Origin of the sequence: Luteibacter sp. 9133 (genome assembly GCF_000800155.1) — a bacterium.
Taxonomy (GTDB): Bacteria; Pseudomonadota; Gammaproteobacteria; order Xanthomonadales; family Rhodanobacteraceae; genus Luteibacter; species Luteibacter mycovicinus.
Genome location: NZ_JUHO01000001.1, coordinates 1,253,314 through 1,269,618 on the forward strand (window position 1 = coordinate 1,253,314; position 16,305 = coordinate 1,269,618).

The 16,305-nt window shown below is 63.7% G+C and carries 15 protein-coding genes; 12 read left to right on the forward strand and 3 right to left on the reverse strand.

Going from position 1 to position 16,305, the window contains the following annotated elements:
* Positions 1-75: 75 nt before the first annotated feature.
* Positions 76-654, reverse strand: coding sequence for a Fe-Mn family superoxide dismutase (locus FA87_RS05395; RefSeq protein ID WP_036114975.1), 579 nt, complete (start codon positions 652-654; stop codon positions 76-78).
* 107 nt (positions 655-761) lie between these two features.
* Here FA87_RS05395 and grxD point away from each other — a divergent pair, with 107 nt between their 5' ends.
* The 4 genes from grxD to FA87_RS05415 all read left to right on the forward strand — a co-directional run bounded on the left by grxD (position 762) and on the right by FA87_RS05415 (position 4,403).
* Positions 762-1,085 (forward strand): Grx4 family monothiol glutaredoxin, encoded by a 324-nt coding sequence (grxD, locus tag FA87_RS05400; protein ID WP_036114973.1) that lies wholly within the window; start codon positions 762-764, stop codon positions 1,083-1,085.
* Entirely contained in the window at positions 1,082-1,855 is a 774-nt protein-coding gene (locus tag FA87_RS05405) for an SDR family NAD(P)-dependent oxidoreductase (RefSeq protein WP_043692920.1), read from the forward strand. The genes grxD and FA87_RS05405 overlap by 4 nt, the downstream gene beginning before the upstream one ends.
* Positions 1,856-1,888: 33 nt before the next feature.
* Positions 1,889-2,485, forward strand: coding sequence for a YhgN family NAAT transporter (locus tag FA87_RS05410; RefSeq protein ID WP_036118129.1), 597 nt, complete (start codon positions 1,889-1,891; stop codon positions 2,483-2,485).
* Positions 2,486-2,696: 211 nt separating this feature from the next.
* The gene (locus FA87_RS05415; protein WP_043692923.1) at positions 2,697-4,403 is read left to right on the forward strand and encodes a lysophospholipid acyltransferase family protein; all 1,707 of its coding nucleotides are present in this window, start codon (positions 2,697-2,699) and stop codon (positions 4,401-4,403) included.
* 229 nt (positions 4,404-4,632) lie between these two features.
* On the opposite strand, the gene FA87_RS20670 is transcribed toward FA87_RS05415, so the two are convergent.
* The gene (locus tag FA87_RS20670) at positions 4,633-4,944 is read right to left on the reverse strand and encodes a hypothetical protein (RefSeq protein ID WP_156128499.1); all 312 of its coding nucleotides are present in this window, start codon (positions 4,942-4,944) and stop codon (positions 4,633-4,635) included.
* Positions 4,945-4,983: 39 nt separating this feature from the next.
* Here FA87_RS20670 and FA87_RS05420 point away from each other — a divergent pair, with 39 nt between their 5' ends.
* The 7 genes from FA87_RS05420 to FA87_RS05440 all read left to right on the forward strand — a co-directional run bounded on the left by FA87_RS05420 (position 4,984) and on the right by FA87_RS05440 (position 14,354).
* The gene (locus FA87_RS05420; protein WP_036114967.1) at positions 4,984-7,446 is read left to right on the forward strand and encodes a TonB-dependent receptor; all 2,463 of its coding nucleotides are present in this window, start codon (positions 4,984-4,986) and stop codon (positions 7,444-7,446) included.
* 699 nt (positions 7,447-8,145) lie between these two features.
* Positions 8,146-11,496 carry a carboxypeptidase regulatory-like domain-containing protein gene (locus FA87_RS05425; protein ID WP_043692926.1) on the forward strand — a complete coding sequence of 1,117 codons (3,351 nt, stop codon included), beginning with the start codon at positions 8,146-8,148 and terminating at the stop codon, positions 11,494-11,496.
* 174 nt (positions 11,497-11,670) lie between these two features.
* Positions 11,671-13,068 (forward strand): nucleotide 5'-monophosphate nucleosidase PpnN, encoded by a 1,398-nt coding sequence (gene ppnN / locus FA87_RS05430; RefSeq protein ID WP_051943872.1) that lies wholly within the window; start codon positions 11,671-11,673, stop codon positions 13,066-13,068.
* A 155-nt stretch (positions 13,069-13,223) separates the two neighbouring features.
* Positions 13,224-13,379 (forward strand): DUF3309 family protein, encoded by a 156-nt coding sequence (locus FA87_RS20220; protein ID WP_079520847.1) that lies wholly within the window; start codon positions 13,224-13,226, stop codon positions 13,377-13,379.
* A 57-nt stretch (positions 13,380-13,436) separates the two neighbouring features.
* Positions 13,437-13,571: a hypothetical protein gene (locus tag FA87_RS21265; protein WP_255349733.1), complete on the forward strand. Its 135-nt coding sequence runs from the start codon at positions 13,437-13,439 to the stop codon at positions 13,569-13,571.
* Between the two features lie 2 nt (positions 13,572-13,573).
* Entirely contained in the window at positions 13,574-14,176 is a 603-nt protein-coding gene (locus FA87_RS05435; RefSeq protein WP_036114963.1) for a DNA-3-methyladenine glycosylase, read from the forward strand.
* Entirely contained in the window at positions 14,154-14,354 is a 201-nt protein-coding gene (locus FA87_RS05440; RefSeq protein WP_197062368.1) for a hypothetical protein, read from the forward strand. Before FA87_RS05435 ends, FA87_RS05440 begins: the two co-directional genes overlap by 23 nt.
* Before the next feature lie 12 nt (positions 14,355-14,366).
* Here FA87_RS05440 and FA87_RS05445 read toward each other — a convergent pair whose 3' ends face one another.
* Entirely contained in the window at positions 14,367-15,254 is an 888-nt protein-coding gene (locus tag FA87_RS05445; protein ID WP_043692932.1) for an AraC family transcriptional regulator, read from the reverse strand.
* A 115-nt stretch (positions 15,255-15,369) separates the two neighbouring features.
* On the opposite strand from FA87_RS05445, the gene FA87_RS05450 reads away from it, so the two are divergent.
* A complete protein-coding gene (locus tag FA87_RS05450) occupies positions 15,370-16,146 on the forward strand; it encodes an SDR family oxidoreductase (protein ID WP_043692934.1) in 777 nt (258 codons plus the stop codon).
* Positions 16,147-16,305 lie beyond the last annotated feature (159 nt).

The window sequence follows — 16,305 nt, forward strand, 5'->3', positions numbered from 1 at the left end:
ATCGGAGCGCCGTACCCGGTAAACAAAAAGGCCAGGTCTGAACGACCTGGCCTTTTCATCGCAGCAAGATAAACCTCAGGCGAGATTCTTGGCCGCGAAGTCCCAGTTCACCAGATTCCAGAACGCTTCCAGGTACTTCGGACGCGCGTTGCGGTAATCGATGTAATAGGCGTGCTCCCACACGTCCGCCGTGAACAGCGGCTTGTCGCTGCCGGTGATCGGGGTGGCGGCGTTGGACGTGTTGACGATGGCCAGCGAGCCATCCGGACGCTGCACCAGCCAGGTCCAGCCCGAACCGAAGTTGCCGGCGGCCTGCTTGGCGAACTCTTCCTTGAACTTGTCGACGCCACCGAAGGCCTTGGTCAGCGCGTCGGCGAGCTTGGCCGGCGGCTCGGCGCCGCCGGGGGCGCGCATCGAGTTCCAGTAGAAGGTGTGGTTCCACACCTGGGCGGCGTTGTTGAAGATGCCGCCCGAGGACGACTTGACGATCTCTTCCAGGCTCTTGCCTTCGAACTCGGTGCCCTTGATCAGGTTGTTGAGGTTCGTGACATAGGTCTGGTGGTGCTTGCCGTAATGGAACTCCAGCGTTTCAGCGGAGATGTGCGGCTCCAGGGCATTCTTTTCATAAGGGAGCGGGGGAAGTTCGAACGCCATAGCGGGACTCCTTAGCGGTGGCTGGGGGGAAAGGGCGTGGCGAGGGGCGCGGGGCCCACACTGCTACACTACGCAACTAATCGCATTCTAATGATGAAACCCGACCTATGGACGTCGTAGACGAGATCAAGGCCATCGTGGCGGCCCATCCGATCGTGCTTTTCATGAAAGGCACGCCGGAATTCCCTACCTGCGGCTTCTCCGATCGCGCCGTGAAAGCGCTCGACGCCGCGGGTGCGGTCTTCTTTCCGGTCAACGTCCTGGCCGATCCGCGCATCCGTGCCGGCCTGCCGCATTACTCGAACTGGCCGACCTTCCCGCAGCTGTTCCTGCTGGGCGAGTTCATCGGCGGCTGCGACATCGTGGAAGACCTGCATTCGGCCGGTGAACTCAAGCGCATGGCGGCCGACGTCGCCGGAGCCGATTCGTGAGTTCGTTGCCGTCAACGCGTCTTCCTGACGACTGGTCTGCCGCGCCGGGCCTGCTCGCGGGTCGTGTGCTGGTGATCACCGGTGCCACGGGCGGCCTTGGCGGCGAGACGGCGAAGGCGGCGATCCGCGCTGGCGCCTCCGTCGTGATCACGGGCCGCAAGGTGCGTGCGCTCGAGAAGCTTTATGACGAGCTGGTCGCGCTCGGCGGTACCGAGCCGGTGATCCATCCGCTGGATCTCGAAAGCGCCACGCCGGCCGACTACGCGTCGCTGGCCGAGGGTATCGAAAAGGAATTCGGTCGCCTGGACGGCATCGTGCATGCCGCCGCGCACTTCAATGAACTGACGCCGATCGCCATGCACAAGCCGGACGACTGGCTGCGCGCGATGCAGGTCAATGTCTCGGCGCCGTTCGCGCTGACCCAGGCCTGCATGCCCCTGCTGGGCAAGGCCGGGGACAGCGCGGTGGTCTTCGTGCTCGACGACCCGGACCTGCTTTCCCGCGCCCATTGGGGCGGCTACGGCGTGTCCAAGGCGGCGGTCGAGCGTATGGCGTCGGTGCTCCATGCGGAGAACGCGCGCGGCGCACTGCGCGTGCATGCCGTGCTGCCGCCGCCGATGCGCACGGCCCTGCGCCGTGCCGCGTACTTCGGCGAAAACACCCTCGACAAGCCCATGCCGACCGCGTCGGCGGAGGCCATCGTCTATCTTCTGTCCGGTGCCGGCGCGGAAACCCGCGGCACCGTACTCGATCTTCGCCCGACCCACTGACCGCGTTATAGGAGTTACCCCATGGAAGCGCAGATGACGACGTTGTCCGCGGGCATCCTGCTTTTCCTGATCATGGACCCCCTGGGCAACATCCCGTTGTTCCTGGCCCTGCTCAAGGATGTGCCCCCCCAGCGCCGCCGCAAGGTGATGGTGCGCGAACTGCTCATTGCCCTCGGCGTGCTGATCGGCTTCCTGTTGGGCGGTCAGTACATCCTCAAGGTGCTGCAGCTGCGCCAGGAGTCGGTGAGCATCGGCGGCGGTATCGTGCTGTTCCTGATCGGCATCCGCATGGTCTTCCCGCCCGTGGAAGGTGGCGTATTCGGCAAGCCGGGCGAAGGTGAGCCCTTCATCGTGCCGATGGCGATCCCCGGTGTCGCGGGTCCGTCGGCCATGGCGGCGCTGTTGTTGCTGACCAATTCCCAGCCGGGCCGTACAGCGGAGTGGGGCATCGCCCTGTTCCTGGCCTGGCTCGCCACCTCGGTGATCCTGCTCAGCTCCACCTTCCTGTTCAAGTGGCTGGGCGAGAGCGTCCTGACCGCGCTGGAGCGGCTGATGGGCATGCTGCTGATCGCCTTGTCGGTGCAGATGTTCCTGACCGGGCTGTCTGCCTACCTGCACATTGCCGTGTGACCTTCCGCCCATTGTCGCAGGAACGTACGCGGCGGTAGGGTTGCTGTCATAATTGCCCGCGAGCATGCACGGGACGGGCGCGGTCCGTCCGGGGCATGCGTCGATGGCCCTGACGAGGGGCAGCTGAGGACGTTCGAAGGCTTATGAGAAACCACGACTGCGCACCGGCCCCGTTCGGTTTGATCCGTTCGACGTCAAGGGAGCCTAAGTCATGCTGAGCATCGATCAGACCCTCCAGGAACGTCTGCCCTGGCTGGCCCAGCACCCGCTTATCCGCAAGCCGCTCGTCGGCATGCTGGAAAAGCTGGCGCACGAGACCCGCTTCAACAAGACGCTGGATCACGCCGGCGCCGCCCTTGGCTTCGACTTCTGCGAACGCACCCTCGACTACCTCGGGGTCAGCTGTCGCATCACGGAGCGAGAGCGCGAGAACATTCCCGTCGAAGGCCCGCTGATCGTCGTCGCCAACCACCCGCTGGGCATGGTCGACGCGATCGCGCTGCTGCAGATGATCGGCTCGGTGCGCCGAGACGTTCGTATTCTCGGCAACGACGTCCTGGCTGCCGTACCGCAGCTGGGCCCGCTGCTGCTGCCGGTCGACGTGTTCGGCAAGGGCTCGGCGTCACGCATGCGCAACGTCTTCCGCGCCATCCAGGCGGGTGAGGTGCTGGTCATGTTCCCGGCCGGCGAAGTGTCGCGTGTCGGTCCGTCCGGCGTCCGTGATGGCAAGTGGTCCGACGGCTTCGCGCGCATAGCGATGAAGTCCGGCGTGCCTGTCCTGCCGGTGCACATCGCCGCGCGCAACTCCGTCGCTTTCTATGGCCTGTCGATGCTGGCCAAGCCGCTGAGCACCGCCATGCTTCCGCGCGAAGCCACGTCGGGCCACCAGCGCGTGACCTTCCGCATCGGCAAGCTGGTCGATGCCGATGAACTCAAGCAGGTCAGTGGTGGGTCGGCCGAGCAGGCCGCCAAACTCATGCGCCGCCACGTTTACCGTGTCGGCCGCGGCCGCGATCTGGTCTTCGGCGGGCAGACCCCGCTGGCGCATCCGGAGCCCGTCGAGCGCGTCGCGGCGGAGCTGGACAAGGCCGAACTGCTGGCCGAGCTGGCGGATGGCAAACGCATCCTGCTGATGCAGGGCTCGTCCGACAGCTACGCGCTGCGTGAAATCGGGCGCCTGCGTGAGCTCACCTTCCGTCGCGTGGGCGAGGGCACCGGCAAGCGCCGTGACCTCGATGCCTACGATCCGTACTACGAGCACCTGGTGTTGTGGGACGCCAAGGCGTTGCGCATCGTGGGTGCGTATCGCTTTGGTCACGGCGGTCGCCTGATCGCCGAGCGCGGCATGACCTCGCTCTACACGTCGAGCCTGTTCGATTACTCCCCGGCGCTGGAATCGCGTCTGGCGCAGGGCCTCGAGCTTGGCCGCAGCTTCATCGCTCCCGCTTACTGGCGCTCACGTGCGCTGGATCAGCTGTGGCAGGGCATCGGCCTGTACCTGCAGCGCCATGCCGACGTGCGTTACCTATTCGGTCCGGTGAGCATGTCGGTCAGCATGCCGCGCGAGGCGCGTGAGTGGATCGCCGCCGCCCACCAGCATTTCTTCGGTGTGCAGGGGCTCGCGGCGGCCCGCCAGCCGTTCGTGATTCCGCAGTCCACTATCGAGTCGGTGCGCGCGGAGCTCGAGGGACTGGATCCGGCGAGCGGCCTGGGCCGCCTCAAGCATCGCCTCGATGCCCTGGGTGTCACCTTGCCGGTGCTCTACCGTCAGTACGTCGATCTGGTGGAGCCGACGGGCGTGCAGTTCCTCGCCTTCGGTGAGGACCCGGACTTCGCCGGTTGCGTGGATGGACTCGTGATGCTGGATCTGGCGTCGCTGAAGCCGGCGAAGCGGTCGAGGTATCTGGGGAAGGGCTGACTGGGTCCTCTTGCGACCGTCGCCTGGAGAACCGCTTGGGAGACCGGGCGGTTTTTTTTGTCGCTGCTTCTTCGCTGCGTTGGCGGTCGCCAGCAGGGCTGGCTCCTACAGAGCGGCGCGGGGTAATAATGAGCCGGGGTTACGGGGTGATGGCCGCGCTGATTTGCCGCGCTGGAAAAATGCCTATTCCCGATCTGTAAAAAAAGGTCAGATAATCGCTAAACTGTCATTATGTGAGGCTAAGGTGAGGCTTAGCGCTCCGGTCGCGGCGCTTGGTGCGCAACGGCTCTGAAGGCTCCCCAATCCGGTCGTTTCCTTTCGTCCCGCTCATCGAAGTGGGCAATTCGCTGTGGCCGGTCAAAACGTTTTTTCTTGCGGCGATCGTAATAAATATCGAAGAGAAATAATCGAACTTATTTACGATCAGGGTATTAATTGCATAAACGCGGAAATTAAATAACGGCCTCGCAAGAGGTTCGTCAGGGAAGGCTTTTGGCTTGACTGCCGCGACGCGCACGAGGGGTGTGCGGCGCGAACTCACGATTTCACCCTCAAAACCACGTTCTTTCAGGAAACTGCGATGACCCGTAACTCACTCTCGGCCGCGATCGCCTTGACCCTTCTTGTGGCTACCGGCGCCGCTTCGGCCCAGGACGCCCAGAGCACCCAGGCCAGCAGCACGCAGAGCCAGCGCGCCACGGCGACCAGCACGTCCAACACCTCCAATGACAACGCTACGCGTCGCGCATCACAGGCGATGGAAGCCGTGCAGGTGAAGGCCGACTCGCTGTCGCTCGGCGGTGGTCTGATGTCGATCCAGGACGCGCCGAAGGCCGTGTCCACGGTTTCCCGCGATGCCATCATTCAGGCGGCGCCCGGCGTCAACTTCACCCAGGCCATCGACTCGATCCCGGGCGTCGTGTCGTCCACCGATGACTACACCGGTCTGAACGACGGTAACGCCTCGGTCCGCGGCTTCGGTCTCGACGAAGTGGGCGTCACCGTCAACGGTGCACCGATCAACGACAGCGGCAACTACAAGATCTACGCCTCGGAGTACGGCGACGCCGAGAACATGGGCGACGTGACCGTGCAACAGGGTTTTCCGGATAACAGCACCCCTATCTCGGGCGCGGCCGGTGGCTCGATCGCGTGGGTGACGGTCGATCCGTCGCACACGGCGGGTCTGGACGTCGCACAGTCGGGCGGCAGCAACAGCTACCACCGCACCTTCATTCGTCTGAACACCGGTGACATCGGTCCGGTGCGTTCTTGGTTGTCGTACTCGGACAACGAGACCAACCTGTGGCGCGGCCGCGGTAAGTCGAAGGTGACCAAGGTCGACGAGAAGTCGGTCTGGCGCATCGACGACAAGAACTCGGTGACCTTCTCGGTGCAGTACAACCGCGAAGTGAAGACCAACTACGAGTCGCTGACCAAGGCACAGGCCGCTGCTGACTATAAGCAGAGCTACCTCGGCACTTACACGCCGGGCAGCACCAGCAGCAACTACTACGCGCTTCACCAGAACCCGTTCCGTAACTACCTGGCCAGCCTGGACGGAGAGTTCACCCTGTCCGACAACCTGCGCCTGTCCGTGGTCCCGTACTTCCAGTACGGCCTGGGCGGCGGCGGTTCCGGCTCCACGTTCACCGAGAACCCGCTCGCCACCGGTAACTACTACAAGTCGGTGCCGTACGACCTCAACGGCGACGGCAAGATCAGCGGCACGCAGCTGGTCAACTCGTACAGCTACTCGACGACCTACCGTCCGGGCATCATCGCCAAGTTCAATCAGGATCTCTCGGACAGCAACAGCCTGGAATACGGCGTGTGGGCCGAGCGTCCGCGTCAGAGCCAGGGTCAGGTCTTCGTCCCGGTCGACTACGCCACCGGCGTGCCGATCGATACGTGGGCCGAGAAGGGCTCGCGCATCAAGTACCCGGACGGCAGCACGCAGAAGGCGTACAGCCAGTACACGACGACCACCAACGCCAAGGCGTTCGTGACCGACAACTGGAACCCGACCGACAAGCTGACCCTGACCGGCAGCGTGGCGTACATCTGGTCCAAGCGTGATGGCGAAGTGGCGGAATTCCCCGGCTCGGCCGGTGCGATCAATGCCGCCGGCAAGGTCACCGTCACCCCGACCAACGTCGGTTACGGTTCGTCACCGGTGGACACGTTCCACAAGTGGACGCCGACGGCGGGCGCCAAGTACCAGCTCAACGACGAGAACCAGCTGTATTTCGGCATCGGCAAGACTTTCCGTGCGCCGATCAACGGCGCGGTGCTGAGCAACTCGCTGTACGGCTATGGCACAGCCAACGCCGGCGCGCTGCCGAACAAGCCGGAGTCGTCGACCAGCGCCGACCTCGGCTGGCGCTACTACGGCGAGCGCGCGTCGCTCAGCGTCGACGCGTTCGCGGCCAACTTCAACAACAAGCAGGTGTCGGGCTACGACGAGGTCACCGGCCTCAGCGTTTACACGCAGCTGGGCAAGGTGCACAACCGCGGCATGAGCCTCGAGGGTAGCTTCAAGTTCGACGAAAACTGGTCGGTGTACGCCAACTACACCTACCTGCAGTCGCGCATGGAAGACAACCTCGACTCGCTGGGCGACGGCATCTATTACACCAAGGGCAAGACCCTGCTGAATGCTCCGCGCAACGCGGCCTACGTCGCGCTGAACTACAAGAACGGCCCGTTCTGGGCTGCGCTGAACGCGAAGTACCAGGGTGCGATCTGGGGTGACTGGTCGAACACCGAGAAAGTCGGCGGTTACACCACCCTCAACCTCAACGCGGGCTGGGATTTCCCGGACTTCTCGACCACGTTCCGCAAGCCCTTCATCAAGATCAACGTGTACAACCTGACCAACCGTCAGGCGCTTACGTATGCCAGCAACGCCGGCGCCTTCCTCGCCAGCAACCCGAACAAGATCAAGGACGCGAACGGCACCACACTGTTCACCTCGGCGCCGTACTACTCGGTGCTGCAGGACCGCACGTTCATGGTCACGGTCGGCGCTTCGTTCTTCTGACAAAAGCCGGGGGAGGGCGATACCGCCCTCCCTTCTCAGCGACACGACGATCGCCCCTCGAAAGAGGGGCGATTTTTTTTGCCCGGCGTTTGCACCGTTCCGGCTTCTCCCCGCTTGCCCGATACGGCTTTTCTCCGATCGCACGATTCGGCTTTCCCCCGGGCGCCGGATTCGGCTTTTTGTAGGAGCGCGCCCTGCGCGCGACCGGTGCTGGCGGGACCCTCGATCGCGCGCAAGGCGCGCTCCTACAAGAGCCGGTTGGATTCGTGTTGGGCTGGAAACCGCAGCGTTTCGCGATTTGGATCGTGACGATCCACGACGCGCCCACGTGTTGTTGCGACTCACATGACCGCGATTCGTTGCGACCGGCTGTAGTGGTTCTTACACGAAGCTCGCGTAACCTGCCGTTGAAAAATAAATATCGACCAAAAACGGCAAGTTAGACGACAAAACGGCCTGGCTAGGAAAAAGTGGTATTTATCAAACTGGCGTGAAAACGTTACAAATCTGTCATACAATGCCGTTAAAGTTGGCTTAACAACTGTCGCCACCGGTCGCAAGGATGTGAACCGGGTCACACGAGACGACACAGCCACAGATTGGGGAAAGCTCAAGCGAATCGCACCGCCCGGCTCCGGCCGAGCCGCCCTTCGTTTGGCAAAAACTTTTTTCGTTGCAAGCCACAGGGTCGACCATTAGATGAATAGCCGAATCCGCGCCAAACTCCTGCCGCTGGCGATCGCCTCGCTCTTCGCGGCACCTGCATTTGCGCAGGAAACGTCCTCCACGATCAGCGGTCGCGTGCTCGACGCCGCCGGTCAGCCGGTGGCCAACGCTACCGTCGTCATCGTCCACGAGCCGTCGGGCACGACGAAGACCACCACCACGGACGCCAGCGGCCGTTATTCGGCCCAGGGTCTGCGCGTCGGCGGCCCGTTCGACGTCACCGCCACCAAGGACGGCACGCCGTCGGCCCGCCAGGACAACGTCTACCTGCAGCTGGGTTCGGACACCTCGGTCAACCTGAGCGCCGGCACCGCCGCCAGCGCGGCTGACGCGACCGCGCTGGATGCGGTCACCGTGTCGGCCGTGTCAGGCCAGTTCTCTTCGGAGAACAAGGGTCTGGGCACGAACATCTCGCAGCAGCAGCTGAAAAACACCCCGTCGCCAAGCCGCAACATCGCGGACATCGCGCGTCTCGATCCGCGCGTCAATGTCGACCACGGCACCGGCGCGATCTCGGCCAACGGCCAGAACACCCGCCTGAACTCGATCAAGGTCGACGGTCTGGGCGTCGGCGACCCGTTCGGTCTGAACTCCACCGGCATGCCGACCGTCGGCTCGCCGGTGTCGATGGACACCATCGACTCGTTCAACATCTCCACCGCCAACTATGACGTCGGCTCCGACACCATCGGTGCGGAAATCAACGCCGTCACCAAGTCGGGTACGAACGACTTCCACGGTTCGGCGTACTACGGCTTCAAGAACGCGAGCAGCATGGTCGGCGAAGCCGGCTGGCTCGACCGCGGCAAGGACTACACCGAGTTCGACCGCAACTGGACGGCGGGTGCCACCGTCGGCGGTCCGATCATCAAGGACAAGCTCTTCTTCTTCGCCGGTTATGAGAAGGAAGAAGTCACGGGCCTCAGCTCGGGCGCCGTCACCGGCCTCGACCCGACGCTGACCGGCTTTTCCACGGCCAACAAGATCTCGCAGACGGATCTCGACCGCACCATCGCCGCCGCCACCGGTCGTGGTCTTTCGCCCGGCACGACCGGCGCGAACGCCGGTACCCTGACCGACAAGCGTTACATCGCCAAGATCGACTGGAACATCACTGACGGTCACCGCATGAACCTTGCGTACTCGCGTACCAAGGAAGTGAAGCCCAATCCGCAGGGCAACTCGACCAACAGCGTCGGTCTCTCGAGCTACTGGTACACCGTCAACACCGACATCAAGAATTACACGCTGCAGTCGTTCGACGACTGGAACGACGTGTTCTCGTCGGAGGCCAAGGTCGGCTACAGCGATTACTCGCTGAACCGTTCGGTCGATCAGCAGCAGCCGATGGTCCAGGTTCGCCTGAACCAGGGCGTCGGCACGTCGGGTCCGTCGGTCTACCTCGGCGAAGACCAGTTCAGCCACTACAACTCGGCGTCGGTGAAGACGCTGAACGCCATGTGGGCGGGCACCCTGTACCTCGGCGACCACACGATCAAGGGTGGTTTCGAGTGGGAACGTAACCGTATCTACAACCTGTTCGGTCGTACCGAGTTCGGTTCGTACCTCTACGACGGTTACGCCAACCTCGCCGCCGGTCGCTACACCAACTATTCGCTGTACCAGCCGGCGCCGGGCTATTCGCTCAACGACATCGCGGCTCAGTGGGAACTGCGTCGCAACACGTTCTTCCTGCAGGATACCTGGCAGGCGAGCGACAACCTCTCGGTGCAGTTCGGTGTGCGCGTCAACAAGTACCTGACCGACGACAAGCCGCTCTACAACGCGACGTTCGCGTCGAAGTACGGCTTCAGCAATGCCAGCACCATCAATGGCAGCCAGCTCGTCGAGCCGCGTCTGTCGTTCAACTACACCTTCGACAGCGAATACAAGACTCAGCTGCGCGGTGGCGTTGGCCTGTTCCAGTCCGATCCGCCGACCGTGTGGATGACCAACCCGTACCAGAACAACGGTATCAACATCGTTACCTACTCGTACAACCGTCAGGGTAACAACTGCACGCTCGGCAATGGCCCGGCCATTCCCTGCCCGGCGTTCAGCGCGAATCCGCTCGCTCAGAACACGAGCGGCGCGGGCACGGTTCCGCAGATGGCGGTCGATACCGTCGACAAGGACTTCCAGCTTCCGAGCGTGTGGAAGTCGTCGCTGGCGTTCGATCGTGAACTGCCGTGGGATGGCATCATCGCGAGCATCGAATGGCAGCATCTCGATACGCGCGACGGCATCTTCTATCAGAACCTCAACATCGGTAATCCGACGGGTATCCTGCCGGACGGTCGCAACACGTACTTCGGTTGCATCGGCGGTGCGCAGGCCGTCGGCGGCGCCACCGGCCGTAACTGTGCGGCGTTCCCGGCGGGCGCGCCTTCCGCGGGGAGCACGACCAACACGGCTCGCTCGCGTTCGGACAACCGCTTCGCCCAGGCCGTTACCTACCTGACCAACACCTCGAAGGGCAAGGCGGACTCGGTCACCCTGTCGTTCAGCAAGGCGATGGAGAACGGGTGGGCGTGGAGCGTGTCGGCCACCGGCGGCCACGCCACGGAAGTCAATCCGGGCACCTCCAGCCAGGCCAGCTCGAACTACTCGAACAACGCGTGGACCAACCCGAACGAAGACATCGCGTCGACGTCGAACACCAACATCGGCAAGCGCCTCAACGCGTCGCTGACGTGGCAGCACAAGTTCTTCGGCGACTACGCCACGACCATCAGCGCGTTCTACGACGGTCATGACGGCGTGCCGTACAGCTGGGTGTTCTCGAACGATGCCAACGGCGACAGCTACTCGCGTGACCTGGCCTACATCCCGAACCGTGGCGACGTGATTCTGCGTAACGCGGCCGGCACGGCGGGCGCCTCGCAGCAGCTGCAGGACCAGTTCTACCAGTACATCCAGGACGACAACTACCTGCGTAAGCGTCAGGGCAAGATCGCCGGCCGTAATGCCACCAAGGCCGCCTGGGTCAACCAGATCGACCTCGGCATCAGCCAGGAAATCCCGGGCATCTTCAAGGGCAACAAGGGCGAGATCCGTCTCGACGTCTACAACTTCCTGAACCTGGTGAACAAGGACTGGGGCCAGCAGTCGTACGTCGGCTTCCCGTACACCCGTAACTTCGCGGCCTTCGGCGGCGTGGATCCGGCCACGGGCAAGTACATCTACAACCTGCCGACCGACGCCAACGGCAACTACCAGCCGGGCACGAAGGCGGTGTATGACGCCCCGACCGACAATAGCGCGACCAAGGTCAACCCGGTCTCGCGTTGGTCCGCCATGCTGACCGTCAGGTACACGTTCTAAGCGAAGGATTCGCTGCTCGATCCCGAGGCCGGTACCCGTGAGGGTGCCGGCCTTTTTTTGCGCCGCCCGGGCCCGGTCTTGACCCTCCGCCGCCGGACGGTGATCCTAGGCGGTCCGCTCCCGATCCGGAGCGGGGTTCGCCGCTAATTCGCGGTCAGAAGGACGAGTAACTCCATGAATGCCATCCATTTCGGGGATCCGGTCAACGGCAGGACAGTCAGCGCGCGGGTGTCCCCGGCCGGCGGCCTCGATATCCTGTCCCGTAATGAGGTCGCGCGCCTGCGCGACGCCAGCGGCTCCGGCCTGCACCAGCTGCTGCGCCGTTGCGCACTGGCCGTGCTGACCTCGGGCAACCTGTCGGACGATCCCGGCACGCTGTTCGAGCAGTACCCCGATTTCGACATCCAGGTGCTGCAGGAAGACCGCGGCATCAAGATCGAACTGAAGAACGCACCGGAACAGGCGTTTGTCGACGGCCGCATCATCCGCGGCATCAACGAGCTGCTGGTCGCCGTCGTGCGTGACATCGTCTACGTGTCGACCCAGCTCGAAACGGGCGCGTTCGATCTCGATGACACCGTGGGCATCACGCACGCGGTGTTCGAGATCCTGCGCAACTCGCGCATCCTGCGTCCGCAGGTCGATCCCAATCTCGTCGTCTGCTGGGGCGGTCACTCGATCTCGCGCGATGAGTACGAGTACACCAAGCGCGTGGGCTACCAGCTCGGACTGCGTGGGATGGACATCTGCACGGGTTGCGGCCCGGGCGCGATGAAGGGCCCGATGAAAGGCGCGACCATCGCGCATGCCAAGCAGCGTCGCAAGGGCAACCGCTACATCGGTGTGACCGAGCCGGGCATCATCGCGGCCGAGTCGCCCAACCCGATCGTCAACAACCTGGTGATCATGCCGGACATCGAGAAGCGTCTCGAAGCGTTCGTGCGTCTGGGTCACGGCATCATCGTGTTCCCGGGTGGCGTGGGTACGGCGGAAGAGATCCTCTACATGCTCGGCATTCTGTTGCTGCCGAAGAACAAGGGCATTCCGTTCCCGCTGATCTTCACCGGCCCGAAGAATTCCGCCGCGTACTTCGAGCAGATCGATCGCTTCCTTCGTCTGACGCTCGGCGACGACGTGTCCCGGTTGTACAAGATCATCGTCGACGATCCGGCGGCGGTCGCGCATGCCATGGTGTCGGGTATCGAGAAGGTGCGTAACCATCGTCTCGACAACAAGGACGCGTTCTTCTTCAACTGGGCGCTCGACATCCCGCTGCCGTTCCAGCAGCCGTTCCGTCCGACACATGAGGCGATGGCCGGTCTGGCCCTGCATCGCGACCGGCCGAAGCATGAACTCGCGGCGGATCTGCGTCGCGCGTTCTCGGGCATCGTCGCCGGCAACGTCAAGGAAGAGGGCGTGCGTGCGATCGAACAGTTCGGTCCGTTCGTGATCGACGGCGAGCCGGAAATCATGCGCGCACTGGACGAGATGCTGAAGGCGTTCGTCGAGCAGCACCGTATGAAGCTGCCCGGCGGTACGGCGTACGAGCCGTGCTATGTAGTGCGTACCTGAAGTCGCTACTTAAGTACTTTCAGGCCGGATTCGCCCGCGGCGATCCGGCCTGCCATTAGCTGAACGTGACGTGGAAACGGGGCTTCCGCGTCACATGCTCTAGACGGTTCCACAAGCGACGATGGCTCCCACGCACCGCTGCCCGGAGAGTCACCATGCTTGTCACCATCCTGCTCATCGTTCTGGTTCTCGCCCTCATCGGTGGTCTTCCGACCTGGGGTTATTCGAGCTCGTGGGGCTACGGTCCCAGCGGCGGTATCGGCGTCATTCTCGCCATCGTCCTCATTTGCTGGTTGCTCGGCGTATTCTGATCGGGCTTCGCGTCGTCGGTGCCCGCCAGACGCGGGCACCGACCACCGGAGAATGTCATGCATCGAACTCATCGACCCGTTCCCGACACCGACAGCGTGCCACCGGGAACCGCGCCGCCTCCCTACGACCCTGAGCCCGTGAAGCGCCCGGGTCCCGATCCGGATACCGACGGCGCGCCGGTGGAGCCTTAACGTTGGCTCGTCGCCGTCGTTGGCCTGGGGACATCGTTCCGCGATCCTTCTTCCATCGCGATGCACGCGAGGTAGGGCCCCAACTTCTGAACAAACTTCTCGCCAGCGAAGACGGGCGCGCAGGGCGCATCGTCGAGGTCGAGGCTTATGTCGGGGCTATCGATCCCGCCGCGCACACCTTTCGTGGCAAGACCCGACGCAACGCGGTGATGTTCGGTCCCCCGGGCCACATGTATGTGTACTTCACCTATGGCATGCACTGGTGCTGCAACACGGTGTGTGGCGACGAAGGCGAGGGCTCGGGTGTGTTGATTCGTGCGCTCGAACCCGTCAACGGCATCGAACGCATGCGTGCCGCACGACCGCGCATACGCAAGGATCGCGAACTGTGCAGCGGCCCCGCACGACTGACCCAGGCGATGGGCATTACCGGCGAGCAGAACGGTATCGACCTTGTCGCGGCGCGAGACGGTTACACGATCCTGGACGACGGCACGCCGCCTCCCGATGAGGTGCCCGGCTCCGCGCGCATCGGCATCCGTGAGGGTACGGATCTGTTATGGCGCTGGTTCGTCGCGGGGAATGTCAACGTCTCGCGTGCCTGAGCGCAGCGAATGGGCTTCCCTTCGCAGTGTCGCGGGTAAGCCAGATCGCGAAACGCCGATCGAATCGTCTTCCGGCGGGCTCGAAGGCTATCGTCTCGAGTATTTTAAAGGCCGTAAGTCGGTGCAGATCGAGATCGTCAACGGCCGTGTTCGCTCGATCACGCAGATCGACAGCTGATCGTCGCGCCGGTCAGGCGGCGCTGCTACGAAGCTGCTCGACGTCGCGCCGCGGCGGCGCCCCAAACATGCGCGCGTACTCGCGGCTGAACTGTGAAGCGCTTTCGTAGCCGACGCGGTACGCGGTGGTTTCCACATTGCTGTTTTCGGCGAGCATCAGCCGTCGCGCCTCGAACAACCGCAGCTGCTTCTGGTACTGCAACGGTGTCATCGAGGTCATGCGCTTGAATTGTCGATGGAACGCGGACGCGCTCATTCGCGCAATATCGGCGAGGTCGTCGACACTGACCGTTTCCGCGTAGCGGTCGCGCAGTGCGTGGATCGCGCCGATGATCGAGGCCTGATGCTCGTTGGCCAATGCGAGTCGTGCGATGGCGCCACCCTGTGGCCCTGCGAGCAGCCAGTAACTGAGCTCGCGCATGATGGCCGGATAGAGCACGGGGATGGCTGCGGGGGTGTCCATGAGGCGGATGAGCCGGGTGACGCAGTCGCCGATTCCGCGGTCCAGGTCGGCAACGAAGACGCCCGCTTCCGCGTCATCGACGTCATCCGGCGGCTGGATGGCCACGAGGACGTCGCGCAGGATCCCCAGATCGAATTCCACGATGGCGCCCAGGTACGGCTCGTCCGGACTGGCGGCGGTAACGCGCCCGAGAGCGGGTGTTTCCACACTGACCACCAGCGCCTGTCCCGCGCCGTACTCGATGTGGCGGTCGCCGAACAGCGCCCATTTGGACCCCTGGGCGACGATGCAGAGCGCGGGCTTGTAGATCAGCAGGGCGGGCATCTTCTCGTGAGGCGAGCGTAGCAACGTAAGGCCCGGTACGCCCGTCGACAGAGGGCTTTGCCCGATGGCGCGATCGGTCTGGTGAAGAATCGCGTCGCGCAGGGCTGCAAGCATGGGGGCTCCGGAATCGTCGTGCAGGATCGGGCAGGAAGCGGGTGGGTTCCGGCATTCAGGGCAACGCCCCGTCTGCCTAAGCTGTGATGACTCTTTCCCTGATGGACATGGCGTCATGACTTCAAAAGACAATAACAGTGCCCGCCGTATCGCGGTGGTGACCGGCGGCAGCCGTGGCCTGGGTCGTGCGACCGTGCTCGCCCTTGCCAGGCGCGGCGTCGACAGCGTGTTCACCTACCAGAGCCGTCGAGCGGATGCCGAGGCCGTGGTCGCCGCTGTCGCCGACCTCGGTTCGCGGGCCATGGCGCTCCCGCTCGACGTGGGAGTGGCGTCGTCCTTCGGCGCCTTCGCAACCGAGCTGGCTTCGACGCTGTCGTCCCTGGGCGCCGATCGCTTCGACTACCTCGTCAACAACGCGGGCATCTCGTTGCACAAGGCGTTTGCCGAGACCACGGAGGCCGAACTGGATGCGGTGTTCAACGTCCATTTCAAAGGCACGTTCCTGCTCTCGCAGACCTTGCTGCCGCTGATTCGCGACGGTGGACGCATCGTCAACCTGTCGTCCGGCCTGGCACGCGTCTCGGCGGCACCGACGGCCGCCTACGGCGCAATGAAAGCCGCTGTCGAGTCACTGACACGGTACATGGCCAAGGAGCTGGGTCCGCGCGGTATCAACGTGAACGCGGTGGCTCCCGGCGCCATCGCGACGGACTTCAGCGGCGGCATGGTTCGCGACAACCCCGAGGTGCAGAAGATGGTGATCGCGAACACGGCGCTTGCGCGGATCGGGCAGCCGGACGATATCGGCGAGATGATCGCCGCGCTGCTCGGTGACGAGAATCGCTGGGTCAACGGGCAGCGCATCGAGGTCGCTGGCGGGATGGCGCTTTAAGCGCGTCGTGCCCGGTCAGGCACCCATGGGCGAGCAGATCTCGACGATCACGCCGTTGAGGTCACGCAGATGGCCGACGCGCTGACCCCAGGGCTTTTCCTCCATGGGACGAATGGCCGAAGCGCCCTGTGCAATCGCCTTATCGAAGTCGGCGTCGGG